At 42.6% G+C, this 13599-nt stretch carries 12 protein-coding genes; 6 read left to right on the top strand and 6 right to left on the bottom strand.

The window, feature by feature from the left end:
- The first annotated feature begins 185 nt into the window (after positions 1 to 185).
- On the top strand, positions 186 to 1799 hold the full coding sequence (locus O9334_RS18805; RefSeq protein ID WP_045361707.1) for an ABC transporter substrate-binding protein: 1614 nt from the start codon (positions 186 to 188) through the stop codon (positions 1797 to 1799).
- Between the two features lie 43 nt (positions 1800 to 1842).
- Entirely contained in the window at positions 1843 to 2313 is a 471-nt protein-coding gene (locus tag O9334_RS18800; RefSeq protein WP_288001798.1) for a hypothetical protein, read from the top strand.
- Positions 2314 to 2590: 277 nt separating this feature from the next.
- Here the strand turns inward: O9334_RS18800 and O9334_RS18795 are convergent, their stop codons facing one another.
- From O9334_RS18795 to btpA, 5 genes are all read right to left on the bottom strand, one after another.
- On the bottom strand, positions 2591 to 3829 hold the full coding sequence (locus O9334_RS18795; RefSeq protein ID WP_288001795.1) for a DNA cytosine methyltransferase: 1239 nt from the start codon (positions 3827 to 3829) through the stop codon (positions 2591 to 2593).
- 72 nt (positions 3830 to 3901) lie between these two features.
- Positions 3902 to 4813 carry a Bpu10I family restriction endonuclease gene (locus tag O9334_RS18790; protein WP_288001792.1) on the bottom strand — a complete coding sequence of 304 codons (912 nt, stop codon included), beginning with the start codon at positions 4811 to 4813 and terminating at the stop codon, positions 3902 to 3904.
- A gap of 16 nt (positions 4814 to 4829) precedes the next feature.
- Positions 4830 to 6023 (bottom strand): DNA methyltransferase, encoded by a 1194-nt coding sequence (locus O9334_RS18785; protein WP_288001790.1) that lies wholly within the window; start codon positions 6021 to 6023, stop codon positions 4830 to 4832.
- 109 nt (positions 6024 to 6132) lie between these two features.
- Positions 6133 to 7119, bottom strand: coding sequence for a vitamin K epoxide reductase family protein (locus O9334_RS18780; RefSeq protein ID WP_288001787.1), 987 nt, complete (start codon positions 7117 to 7119; stop codon positions 6133 to 6135).
- Between the two features lie 186 nt (positions 7120 to 7305).
- Positions 7306 to 8157 carry a photosystem I biogenesis protein BtpA gene (gene btpA / locus O9334_RS18775; RefSeq protein WP_045361720.1) on the bottom strand — a complete coding sequence of 284 codons (852 nt, stop codon included), beginning with the start codon at positions 8155 to 8157 and terminating at the stop codon, positions 7306 to 7308.
- 472 nt (positions 8158 to 8629) lie between these two features.
- Between btpA and rimO the strand changes: the two genes are divergently transcribed.
- From rimO to O9334_RS18760, 3 genes are all read left to right on the top strand, one after another.
- Positions 8630 to 9943 carry a 30S ribosomal protein S12 methylthiotransferase RimO gene (gene rimO / locus O9334_RS18770; RefSeq protein WP_288001825.1) on the top strand — a complete coding sequence of 438 codons (1314 nt, stop codon included), beginning with the start codon at positions 8630 to 8632 and terminating at the stop codon, positions 9941 to 9943.
- 41 nt (positions 9944 to 9984) lie between these two features.
- Complete coding sequence (locus tag O9334_RS18765; RefSeq protein ID WP_045361726.1) at positions 9985 to 11424, top strand: DEAD/DEAH box helicase; 1440 nt, start codon at positions 9985 to 9987, stop codon at positions 11422 to 11424.
- Between the two features lie 340 nt (positions 11425 to 11764).
- Complete coding sequence (locus O9334_RS18760; protein ID WP_045361729.1) at positions 11765 to 12199, top strand: DUF4332 domain-containing protein; 435 nt, start codon at positions 11765 to 11767, stop codon at positions 12197 to 12199.
- A 28-nt stretch (positions 12200 to 12227) separates the two neighbouring features.
- Here O9334_RS18760 and O9334_RS18755 read toward each other — a convergent pair whose 3' ends face one another.
- Complete coding sequence (locus O9334_RS18755) at positions 12228 to 12581, bottom strand: phenylpyruvate tautomerase MIF-related protein (RefSeq protein WP_045361732.1); 354 nt, start codon at positions 12579 to 12581, stop codon at positions 12228 to 12230.
- A 148-nt stretch (positions 12582 to 12729) separates the two neighbouring features.
- Between O9334_RS18755 and O9334_RS18750 the strand changes: the two genes are divergently transcribed.
- Complete coding sequence (locus O9334_RS18750; protein WP_288001784.1) at positions 12730 to 13536, top strand: Uma2 family endonuclease; 807 nt, start codon at positions 12730 to 12732, stop codon at positions 13534 to 13536.
- Positions 13537 to 13599: the final 63 nt, after the last annotated feature.

The following is a 13599-nucleotide window of genomic DNA, read 5'->3' as shown; positions in this document are numbered from 1 at the left end:
GTAAACAGTGAAAAGATGGCAAGAAACTGCTATTTAATACTGCTCACTTAACACATACTGCTCACTTAAAACTCAAATCTGATAACTTACCCACTGATAACTTACCCACTGATAACTGATAACTGATAACTGATAACTGATAACTTACCCACTGATAACTGATAACTGATAACTGATAACTGATTATGACTACTTGGCAATGTGACGGTATCCCTAAAGATGGTAAAACTTATCCGCAAGCGATTGCGGGAGGTCATGAACCCTGCGAAAATACTACTCCTGATTGTCCTATCTGTGGCCTACCTAGGGAAGCGATGGATCCCGTAACAACGACAGTTAAAACCACGGTTGTGGTGTCCCCGGGGGGTACAACTAGAGTCGGCCAAAAATCTAACTGGTTACTTCCCTTCGCTTTGATAATTACCGCTTTAACCGCAGGTTTAGGGGGTTGGAGTCTATTGCAAATGCTGATTCCCAAACCCGATACTCCCCAAGTTGTACCAGAAAAAACCCCAGATAGGCAATCTAAGGCAACTTTTGTGAGTAATACGGCTAAAAATCCCGATTTATTTAGCCAAGGTGAGAAAATACTGCTTAATTACACTCCTAACAAAGAAAAAGGCGCAGCGGCCTTTAAAAAGGAAGATTGGTCAAATGCGATCGCAGCTTACCAACTAGCAGCCACTCCCCAAGCAAACGACCCGGAGGGCAAAATCTATTACAATAACGCCAAAGCTAGACAAAAGGGTAATCAGAATACTATAGCCGTTGTTGTCCCCATCGCTAACGACCCCAACAGCGCCAAGGAAATTCTCCGAGGTGTGGCCAGGTATCAAGAGGAGTTTAATAATTCTAATCCGGGTAATCCTTTGGAAATAGTCATCGCTAATGATGGCGGTGGGTTACAATCAAAAGCGATCGCTGATGATCTGATTCAATCCGGTCAAGTTTTGGCAGTTATGGGCCACGGAATCGATCCTTTTAGTCAAAAAGCGATTGAAAGTTACGAAAAAGAAGGATTAGCGATTCTTTCTCCCCTGACTACCAGTGTTAGTCAAACGGGAAAATCAACCCTGAAAACCATTCCCCTTAAGGATAAGTCTCAGGAAGTTTTAGGCAGTTATCTGGAAGCAGTGGCCAAAACTTTGGCTAATTATGCTAGTCAGCAAGAGAATTCTCCGTCAGTGGTTCTTTTTTATAATTCCGATAGTCCCTATAGTCAAAAATTAAGGGATTCCTTTGCTAAAGCAATAAAGGAACCGGGAGGCAAGATAGTTAAGGAAATAGACACAACCAAAGCCAATTTTAACGCTAAAACCGCCATAGATCAGGCAAGACAAGCTGGCGCTAAGGTGGTATTTTTGGCCTTGAGTAAAGACGGCGATCGCATAGATCAAGCCGTGGCTATTGCCCAAGAATCGTCTGGAATGCTCTTATTAGGCGGAAATGAACTTTATACACCCGATATCCTTATTCAAGGAGCCGATAGCATCGACGGATTAGTTCTAGCAGTACCTTGGAGTTTCCAAGCAACGGATCCTTTTGCCAAAGATGCGCTGAAAAGTTGGCGCGGTCGCGTCAGTTGGCGTACTGCTACCGCCTACGATAGCATGAAAGTATTAGGAGAAGCGATCGCTAAAAGTTCTGACCGTGCTAGTGCAGTCGAAACTTTAAATCGAGGAATCACCTTGCAGGGAAGCACCACGGATTTTAACATTTTTAATCAAGTTCCCCTCGTACGCGCTAATCGCGGCAATGAAGGGCCAAAGGGTTCTCAATATCAATTCGATCCTATCTAAAATAGATAATGTGATGTCGAGGAGTAGAATCAAGTCTAATTTTATGAACAATATCTTACCCATCCTAGCTTTGTTAATGTCGGTGTCGGGAATTGCCGTGTCTTTGGGACGGGAGGAAGTCCGATGTCATCTCGGTTTAGAATCGGCAGCCTGTCCCCGGGAAGAACAAAACATCAGCGAAGACACCCCTGCAACTACCCCGGAATCTCCCCCCGCAACTACCCCCGCAACTACCCCAGAATCTCCCCGGATAGAAGCAACTCCCGCAGAAACTACCCGTAATATCGAAGCTTCCCCCGAAGTTTCCCCGTCTCCTGAAAGCGAAACTCCAGTGGAATTCACTCCCATCCCGGAAAATAACCCCAGTCCAGAAGTCCCCCCCGAAAATCCCCCCACCCCAGAAACCAAAGCGGTGGAAAAAACTCCAGATGCAGAAAAAAGTCCCGATGTCAATCCATCTAAAGATGGAGAAACTGAAAGTATTCCTTTAGAGGTTATTCCCCCCGCACAGTAAAATCGGACAAAATCAATTTCTAGTGGGGTAGGGTTGATTTTAGAAGTTATTCCCCCCGCACAGTAAAATCGGACAAAATCAATTTCTAGTGGGGTAGGGTTGATTCATGAATCAACCCTACAGACTCCGGACAGTAAAATCGGACAAAATCAATTTCTGGCTGAGGATAGGAACTCAGGCAAGAAGTAGTTAGATATGTGTAATTAATTGTATCTAGCTACTTAATTTTTCTCTAGCTGTTGCTGATTAGGTAAAAACTATTTACTTTTAGTCAAAATTAATTAACTTCTAACCCCGGAATGCTTAACTGTTCGGTTTTTGGCTGTGTTTCCCCGAAATAATCCCCTTGCAACATATTAATTAAACAGCCACCAAGATGATAGGCCATATTCACGGGAACTGCGTTACCAATCTGTCGATATTGAGAGGTTAAATTACCGGTAAATTGCCAATCATCAGGGAAGGACTGCACTCGTGCATATTCTCTCACAGTCAAAGGACGAGTTTCTTGGGGATGGCATCTCTCTGTTTGGGTTTGTGCCGGACTACAGGTAATAGTTAAAGCTGGTTCATCCCAAGATAATCTTTTAGCATATCCTGTCCGTCCGCCGTGATTTTTGAGACTATTTTTCATATATTCTTTTTGAATATCCATCGGCAAATTCCGCCAATTTCCTCCTGGGGGAACTAAAGACATAATCTCTTTTTTTCTTTCTTTATATTCTACTCCTGGAGAACTTGGACAATTCTCTAGAGCTTTTTTCAGAGAAATAGTATAGTTTTTATATTGGGGAAAAATGGGTTTAATATTTAGGTCTTGACGGGTGGCGATAATAATTAATCTTTCTCTTTTTTGGGGAACATCGAGAAATTGAGCCGATAAAACTTGATAAGCAGCATAATAACCGATTTCCTGTAAAGCTTGCAGCATTAATTGGAGGGGTTCTCCTTTTTTATTGCTTAATAATCCTCGAACATTTTCGGCTATAGCGATTTTAGGTTGCACTTCCTGTAAACAACGAGCAAATTCAAAAAATAAGCTCCCTCTCAAATCTTCTAATCCTTTCCCTAACCCAGCATAACTAAAAGGTTGGCAGGGAAAACCTCCAGCTACAATATCTATTTTGTCTCTAAAATCAGAAAATTCAATCTTTTTTATGTCTTGATTTATAACATTCCATTGCGGTCGATTGAGTCTTAAAGTATTAACACAATCTTGATTAATTTCCACCAGTAATTGCGTTTTTAGTCCCGCATTTTCTAAACCTAAAGCCATACCACCACAGCCAGCAAATAATTCGATAACTGTGTAATTAGTTGGCTCAACAGTTTGTAAAATTCTCAATTCTCCAGGGGATTGGTTATTTTTAAGATTGGTTAATTGCTCGAGATCAAATAACCAATCAACTTGATTAATTTTCTGACCTTTGATTAATTTTTTCTTTTGCCATGTTAGTATTTCTGCGGTAGTTACACCGAGAATATTAGCGGCTTTTTGTAGATTTACCTGAGTCATAAGCAATAATTAGCAACCTATCTACGTCTTTATTATAAATCAAAGTAGCTAAACTTGATGTCGAGAAAATTTTTAGAAATATCCTTGATATAAAACATTTTCCAGTGATGGATTTGTATTATCAATATGAGTTTGTATTTTATCGATCATCCTTTGAAACACATCGGGATAATATTGAGAAGCATCCAAAAAATCTACATATTCCTGTCTGTGCAGCTGTCTTGCTTTTGAGGAGCGATACTCTTGTCGAAGATTAGCGGTCATACGCTTAGTTTTTCGTATAATTAACACATCATCAATTTGAGTAGAAATTATTGAAACTGGTGTCATATCAAGAAATTCGCAAATCAAAAAATATAAAGAGTTAGGAACGGCAATTTTTAAATCTCTACTTGTGGCTACAGCTTCCTGAAACATAGTTTTATCTAAATTAGTTTTGCACTCTGCACAAACATAGCCAAGATGAGACTCAATCAATTCATAATTTTGAAATTCTGGATCAAAAGATGACTTTAGATATAACTTTTTGCCCAGTATAAAATCCTGATTTTTGCTTCTAATATTTGCTTGACCACCTTGACCAATATTGCCGAGAGAGGATAGGAAACTTAGTCCAGAGAAGGTATTTCTTGGACCCAATTCAAAAGAGTTATCTATTCCTTGTAAACTACGGAAAACGAGCTGCGGTAAAAATTCTTCTAATATAGTATTATCTAATTTTAACTGTCCCTTCTGTCTATACAAAAAGTTATCTGAACTATCAAAAATCAAGTCAAGTTCGATAAAACGCTTATATCGGTTAGTAGCTGACACTAGCTTTTCTACTGCATCTGCTTGACTAGAATTAATCGATTCTAACTCGATAATCCACTGGCGATATTTTATAATAGCTTCTTCTAAACGTTCCCGATCAGCTTCTGGCAACCGAGGATTGTTAAGACAGGCAGTTAGTTTTGTGTAGTGAGGACGGGAAAATTCGTTCATGTATTTTTGTTGATGTTCAAATATTAACAGGATTAATATATAATCTCTTATCTAAAATTGGTGTTTTTTGAATATTATTGACTTTGGCAATTGCTGATTCTAAACATAGCTGGTTTTCTGAAGATACAAAAAGCCTACTGCTTTCCAATACCTCGAATGCTACCTCTCTAGAAATTTGTTCTATTACCTCTTGGCTAACTTGATTATTTAAGTTGATAAAATTAATTATATCCTCTATAATAACTTTACCAAATTTATTCTTAAATTTTCTTTTTTGTCTTAATACTTTCTGAAATAGCTTGGCTTTGACACCTATTTTTTCAATAATATCAGCATTATAAAAAGGTACGCCAAGAACGTTAGATTCTTGTCCTACAATTAAAACAATTCTTGCTTGCTGCTTGCTGACTCTTGCCAGTTCCTTTAAAATGTCACCCATATCTAAACAGTATTGTACTACAGTGTAGAAACGATTACTCCTATTTGCTCTATTAGAGCCAATTTCTGACTTGGCTATCTTGAGTAAATCCCATCCTAAGATTTCAGCAGATTGACGATAATTTTGATGGTAATTAAAAACATTTATATAGGGTGGAGAAGTCACAACAAAATCTATCTGATTATTTTTTAGTGGTAGAGAACGAGCATCAGATAATCCAACCCTGATCGGCTTTTGAGAGTAAGGTAGCTTAGTAATTATATTGCTAAGATGTAAAAATTTTTTCTGAATAAATTCCTGAGTAATTTTATTCTTACATACATCAAGAATGATTACCAAAGCATCAAATAAAACCTTTGACCGATCCGGTAGCATATTCCTAGTATTTTGCAATTTATATACTAAATTTTCTACTTGGTCACTGACTTCAAAAATTCTCAAAGTAAATTCTTGATCGATGATATTTCTCAGGTTTTTAAGAACTTCTTTTTTTTGAGAATCATTGATAAATTCATAGGTATGACTCATGATATAAGCAGCGGGATTAATCTCAAATCCATAAGCTTCTAGGGATAAATAACTTGCCTCTAGCAAAACAGTTCCGCTACCCACAAAAGGATCGAGGATGACCGAATTAGATGGGCAATAGAAACTTAAAATAGTCTCTATCAGTTGGGGTGAAAACTGACCTCGCCAAGCAAATAAATTGGCTCTAGTTTTCTCAATAATGTCAAGTTTTTCTTGAGGTATAGGTTGATCAAAATCTAGCAACTTTCAATCTCCCTCTATTGCTAAGAACAAAATTAAAGTTCTACTTTATCTAGAGAACAAACACTATAAAATGTCGGGGCTGAACCAGGTTCAACCCCTCAATATTTTCCTAATTGCGCCCCGGAACTGTATATTTAAAATTCATCGGGCCAGTATAACCAGAAATCTCCGCTAATTTCTCTAATCTTTGGGTTCCCGAATATTCTTGACCCTTAATAATCCAAGTGGGGAAACCTTTAATTCCGGCATCGCGACAAGCTTGGGGATTACCATTAACCCCTTGGGGATCGCATTCGATATAAACCCCTTCTTTTTTGAGGATTTCTCCCGCTTCCTTACCAAATAACTGTTTTTGATCGTAACAGTGGGGACACCAAAAAGCCCCGTATTCCTTCGCACCAATTGCTTTTAAATGTTTAGCCAGGGCGATTTCTGCTTTTCCCGAAACCGTGGTTACTTCCCAACCGTAGGGAGGTGTAGCCGCTGTCATTGGCCGGGTAATTTCTTCTTTTCCTCCTGCCACCGTCGGGGAATTTACTCCCGCATAAACCGCTAAAGTTCCCACAAAAGTAATCATTGCCACTACAACCATCGGCAGTATAATTTGTCCTAAACCTTCCCATTCGCGACCGATAATTGTAAGAATTAATAAGGTTAAAGCGAACAAAGCCGAAGTAATGCAGTAGGGACACAATTCCTTTAATTCCGTGGCTAGAATATACATTAAATAACCACTAAATACCGCCATCGCCGTCGCCCCCGCTAACAGCAATAACCAGGTATTATTTTCTAAACTTTTGCGAAGATTTTTCTGAGTTTCCCCATTAATAAATAGAGGACTGAGGGCAAAAACCGCCATGGCAATATAGGCCAAAAAACCGAACAAACTCAAGGGCAGCCCGAAAACCGTAGCGTAGGGACTATTCAGAACACCACTACAACCAGCCCCATCACTAGCCCCGGCAGTACAGGCAGCAGCCCCTCCCGTCAGTTTGGTAATGGTTAAATAGCCGGTCAGAATCGCCCCCACGATCGAAACGCCCCCAATTAGGGGCCGGGAGTAGCGATGAATCCAAGGTACAGAACGACGACGCATAATATTATTTAGATTAAATTACAGCAGAATTCGGGAGTCAGGAGTCGGGAGTCAGGAGGGAGATCTAAATGTACTTTGTCGAAAGGAAAAATTCCCTAACCATATTGTGTTAATTAGGACGTTTTCAATTCCTAAAAACTTAGGATCGCACCACGGCTGATAACTATCCGCCATTCTAGCAAGGGGTTATGTGGACAGAGGCAAAGAAGGCAGAGAATTATTAATTTTTGCCTTTTGATCGTTGATCAGGCGGGCCGTTTCCACAAATTGCGACACCCGGATCGGATCCACCGGTTCAGTAATTTTGCCATGACGCTTGAGGGAACTAGCCACGATCACCCCATCAGCAGCTGGCAGTAACCGCCCGATATTGTCCAGATCAGCCCCGCTGCCGATAAAAACCGGTGTTCCCTTGGCCGCTGTCACTGCTAGTTCCAAATCCTCAAAACTGGGGGGGCTACCGGTGGCCCAACCGGAGAGGATCACCCCGTCTGCCAGTCCCCGTTCGATCGTATCTTGCACCGCCGTAGTCAGATTAGGGGTTCCCAAGGGGCGGGCGTGTTTAACCAAAACATCCGCTAAAATTTTGACCTCAGACCCCAATTCGCGCCGATAACGCAGGAGTTCGTGGGCTTGACCCTCAATAATGCCCTGATCGGTGGCCATAACCCCCGTTAGCACATTAACCCGAATAAATTGGGCATTGACACAGGTAGCGATCGCTAAGGCACTATGGGCATCATTGCGGAGAACATTAAGACCGATCGGTAAGACCACCAGATTTTTAATGCGATCGACAATTAAAGTCATGGCACTAACCACGGCGGGATCCACCTGTTGCTTAGTAAAGGGGGCATCAAAAAAATTCTCGATAATCAAACCATCAACACCGCCGGCAGCCAAAGCCGTCGCCTCCTGTTCAGCCCGCTCGATCACCGTCTTGAGACTGCCACCCCAACGGGGGGAAGTGGGCAGGGGGGCGAGATGAACCACGCCAATAATCGGGTTTTTTGTCTTGAAAGTTGCAATTAAGTTCACAGCGTCTACTACTCTTAGCGTCCCAAACCATGCGCCGCTCACCCATTTTAACAGGGTGAAAGCCTAGCCACGGTTCCACGGGGGGGAAATTATTTTAACTTAGTGCCAGCATTCGTCCCGATGCGCTTAGTGCGATGGGACAGGGCTTTTAAAGGGGCGAAGTAATTCGCCCCACAGTTCCCCTCATCAATGCTGACTTTGTATATAGACAATTCCAAAAAACTATGTTATCATAAACGGGTCTTGACCACTATTCCTTAAGCGATAACCGAGCTTCGGCGGGTCGTGTTGCAAGAAAAAGTGTGGGTCTTAGGAACTAGGACTCCTGCCTGTAGAGGGAAGGTAAGACTTGCTATCTTTCGAGGTAGAAAGCGCATCCCATTGAAGCAGGAAGCTCTCAAATCCGTTGAGAGTAGTTCACAATGTCTTAACATTAAAAGAGAAGTTTAAGATTTGGTTGATACTCGATCGCATGGGCAATAAGCCAACCATCGCTATCTCACACCTAGGCTGTGAGAAAAACCGGATCGACTCCGAGCATATGTTAGGACTGCTGGCCAAGGCCGGCTATCCCGTAGATAATGACGAGGAGTTGGCCGATTACGTTATCGTTAATACCTGTAGTTTCATTCAAGCAGCTAGAGAAGAATCCGTTCGCACCCTCGTGGAACTGGCGGAAGCTAATAAAAAAATTATTATCTCCGGCTGTATGGCCCAACATTTCCAAGATGAACTGCTGACGGAATTGCCGGAAGCCGTGGCCATTGTCGGTACGGGGGATTATCAGAAAATCGTCGAGATCGTCGAACGGGTAGAGACGGGAGAACGAGTCAAAGAAGTCAGCACCGATCCCACTTTTATCGCCGATGAAAATCTGCCCCGTTATCGCACCACTACCGAAGGAGTCGCCTATCTGCGGGTGGCCGAAGGCTGCGATTATCGCTGTGCTTTCTGTATTATTCCCCACCTGCGCGGCGATCAGCGATCGAGATCGATCGAGTCGATTGTGGCCGAAGCGCGACAATTAGCCAGCCAAGGAGTCCAAGAATTAATTCTCATTTCGCAAATAACAACCAATTATGGGTTAGACTTATATGGCGAACCCAAATTAGCGGAACTCTTGCGAGCGCTGGGAGAAGTCGATATACCTTGGATTCGCGTTCACTACGCTTACCCGACCGGGTTAACGCCAAAGGTTATCGAGGCGATCCGAGAGACCCCGAATGTTTTACCCTATCTAGACTTGCCGCTACAACATTCCCATCCCCACATCCTGCGGGCGATGAACCGTCCCTGGCAAGGACGAGTCAACGATGGCATTATCGAGCGGATCAAGCAAGCTATCCCGAACGCGGTTTTACGAACGACTTTTATCGTCGGTTTCCCCGGAGAAACCGAGGAACATTTCAGCCATCTGCTGGAATTTGTCAAGCGTCATGAGTTCGATCACGTCGGGGTGTTTACCTTCTCCGCCGAAGAAGGTACAGCCGCTTTTGACCTGCCCAATCCAGTGCCACAGGCAATTATGGACGAACGCCGCGAAAGGTTGATGTTAACTCAGCAACCAATCTCGGAACGCAAAAATCAAGCTTATATCGGTCAAACTGTCGATGTTCTCATCGAACAGGAAAACCCGGAAACAGGAGAATTAATCGGGCGTTCCGCTCGTTTTTCCCCGGAAGTGGATGGCTTGGTTTATGTGACAGGGGAGGCGATTCTAGGTGCGATCGTACAGGTCCGAATCACTGCGGCCGATACCTACGATCTCTACGGCGAAATAGTCTAATTTTTCCATTTTTCTTATTTAATTCCCACAAAACAATCCCTATGACCACTGGTTTCAACAATTTAGGTTTATCCGATAGCCGTCTTCAACACCTAGAAACGCTTGGATTCACCACCCCCACGGAAATTCAAACCAAAGCCATCCCTCTCCTTCTAGAAGGGCATGACATGGTAGGAATGTCACAAACGGGAACCGGCAAAACCGCCGCCTATTCCCTGCCTTTACTGGAACGCATGGACACCAAAAATCCTAACGTTCAAGCTTTAATCCTCACCCCCACCCGGGAATTAGCCCAACAGGTAGCCAGCGCCATCAAAGATTTCTCTGATGATCGTCGTCTCTTTATCCTGACAGTCTGTGGTGGTCAATCCATGGAACGTCAGATCCGCAGTCTGGAAAAAGGTGTCCAGATTGTGGTCGGGACTCCCGGCCGGGTAATCGATCTGCTCGATCGCAAAAAACTCCATCTAGAATCCCTAAACTGGGTAGTCCTCGATGAAGCGGACGAAATGCTCAGTATGGGTTTTATCGATGATGTTAAGAAAATTCTGCAAGCATCCCCCTCCACCCGTCAAACCGCCTGTTTCTCGGCAACTATGCCCCGGGAAATCCGCGATTTAATCGCTAATTTCTTGAAATCTCCCGTTTCTGTGACGGTTTCTCAACCCCAGGCCGCTCCTGCTAAGATCGAGCAGAAAATTTATCTGATCCCTCGCGGTTGGACAAAATTAAAAGTCCTGCAACCCCTGTTAGAGATCGAACCCCTAGAATCGGCGATTATTTTCGTCCGCACCAAGCAAACCGCAGCCGAATTAACCAGCAAACTGCAAGAAGCGGGGCAAACGGTGGATGAATACCACGGTAACTTAAGCCAAGTGCAACGGGAACGACTGGTGCAACGTTTCCGCGAGGGCAAAATTAAATTGGTGGTAGCCACAGATATCGCGGCCCGCGGTCTAGATGTGGAAAATCTCAGCCACGTTATTAACTATGATCTGCCGGATAATGCCGAAACCTATATTCACCGCATTGGCCGCACGGGCCGTGCCGGTAAAACGGGAACTGCTATATCTTTAGTAGAACCGATTGATCGGCGTTTATTACGTCAGATTGAACAGCGTCTGCGTCAACGTCTGGAATCTAGTCCCATTCCTAGTCGTGCCGAAGTAGAAGCAAAACGCCTGGCCAAGCTGCAAAATCAGCTAAAAGAGGCTTTATCGGGGGAACGTATGGCTTCTTTCTTGCCTTTAGTGCGGGATTTAAGTGAAGAATACGATCCCCAAGCGATCGCAGCTGCTGCCCTGCAAATGATCTACGATCAAAATTGTCCCCAGTGGATGAAAACCGATTGGGAAGTTCCCGCAGCGGCCAGCAGTAAACCGGTGATTAATAAAACTCCCCGCAGTGGTGGTAATAAGTATCCCTCTAAGTCGAATAACCGTCCTTCCCTGGACAAAAAAATCGTCTTTCAAGAACGTTAATTTTTAGTTCTTGAATAGATAATTTTAAGAGTTGATAGACCGTTTTGGTTCTATCAACTTTTTTTCTGTGTACAATTCATAAAAACTACACATTGAATTCCTCCCTTTTCCCCTTTTTTAAGGGGATACCGAAGCTAGGGGGAGCGATTCTCACCAGACATCGACCGGCTAATCTGGGCCTGAAGATAACTGCTATATAGCGTTTTTCAGTCTGCTGAGGTACAAAAGTTATGGGTTTTAGGCAAAAGGCAAGAGGCAAAAGTCAAAAGGGAAGAAAAATATGTGTACCTCACTAGCTTAGGAAACGTTATAATCTACTTATCAATAGTTAATAATTTCGATGAATCGATCGCAACTTATCCACAGGCAAAGCTGGTTAATTGAACATTTGCCGGGGTTAAGTGACCAAGATTGCCAAAAATTAAAGGATTGCGGTATCGATACCACCGCACAACTTTTGCAAAAAGTTCTTCCGCAATTGGGTAAGGAAAAATTAGCGGTAAGAATGCAAATTCAGGCTAAACATATTAATAAGTGGGGGGCAATGGCGGAATTAGCCTCGATTCCCGCCGTGGGTTGTCAATACTGCGGTTTGCTGGTTCATGCCGGTATTGCTTCCATCCCGCAATTGGCACAGACATCAATTCAGCAATTGCATCGACAGATTCTCCGCTTTCAGGTGGCTAATCTGCAAAGACGCGATTTATGTCCCGATATTGCGGTGATGTTAGCTTGGATTGAACAGGCGAAAATCTTAACCAGAGAGTTAAAATAAGCCCTATCTCCGATAATTTTGGCATAAATTAGCCAAAAGTACTGCCATTCCATCCCCAAAGATCACCTTTCGCCTCGGCAAATTCTAGATAAATGCGATTTTTCGGTATTCCTAAATAAGCCTCAATTTCTTGACAAAAATCACTACTCATGCTTTTAGTTTGAGCGGCGGAAATAGAACCAACACTTTTAATCTCCACATAACACACCGGCTCAAAAGTGCCAGCAAAAGTCATTTTTATACCCGATTCTAAAGCTGTCATCACATAGGATTCGGGTTTTACCAGATGTTTAGCTAATTTAGCCGAAAGACTCTGCAAAAGTTGATTAACAGTCTCATCATCGGGGGAGGTGACAGAAGTTTGAATTTTAATTAGAGGCATAGGAAAAATCTCAGAAATATTTTCCTATAATATAACAGTTTTTTCCTTCAGAAAGCTTCAATTATCGAACCACATAACTCCGGCTAGAGCTTCTTTGATGATACCTAGCTGTTATAATTAGATAAATGTCCCAGCCAGGGGAAAAACTATGACAACTCTCGACATTTTACCGGAAGTTACCTGTCCCCCCACCGATTTATGGAGTGATGAACCACCCTTGGAAAGTGATCTACACCTGCAACAGATCATAATTCTTCTCAGTTGTCTAGAATTATTATGGCAAGAGAGAAACGATTACTACGCTTCCGGTAATCTGACTATCTACTATAACGAAGAACAACTGAAAAAGCGCGATTTCTGCGGTCCAGATTTTTTTGTGGTTTTAGATACAGAAAAACGTCCCCGCAAAAGTTGGGTGGTTTGGGGAGAACAGGGGAAATATCCCAATGTGATCATCGAGATTCTTTCTGATTCTACGGCCAATATTGACCGCACTAAAAAGAAAATTCTCTATCAAAATACTTTTCGTACTCCTAATTATTTTTGGTTCGATCCTAATACCTTAGAATTACAAGGATTTAGACTAATTGAGGGACAATATCAAGCTATTGCTGCCAATGAGCAGGGTTATCTATGGAGTGAACAGTTAGGATTATATTTAGGAATATTTGACCGTAAACTGCGTTATTTTACCGTCGATGGTCAATTGGTTCCCACTCCCCAAGAAGCTGAATTACAGCAAAGACAAGCAAAGGAAAGGATTCTTTTAGAAAAAGAACAGGCTCTTTTAGAAAAGGAACAGGAACAACAGGCAAAAGAACAGGCTCTTTTAGAAAAGGAACAAGAACGACAGGCAAAAGAACAGGCTCTTTTAGAAAAAGAACAGGAACGACAAGCCAAGGAAAAATTAGCGGCAAAATTACGAGAATTAGGCATCAATCCCCAGACAATTTAGCCGGTTAAAATCTGCAAACGGCCATCAATAAACCCTTGAGTTACAATTATCTTGATTTGACTG

Origin of the sequence: Microcystis sp. LE19-8.1F (assembly GCF_027531715.1) — a bacterium.
Taxonomy (GTDB): Bacteria; Cyanobacteriota; Cyanobacteriia; order Cyanobacteriales; family Microcystaceae; genus Microcystis; species Microcystis wesenbergii_A.
This window is presented reverse-complemented; position numbering and strand designations above follow the sequence as displayed.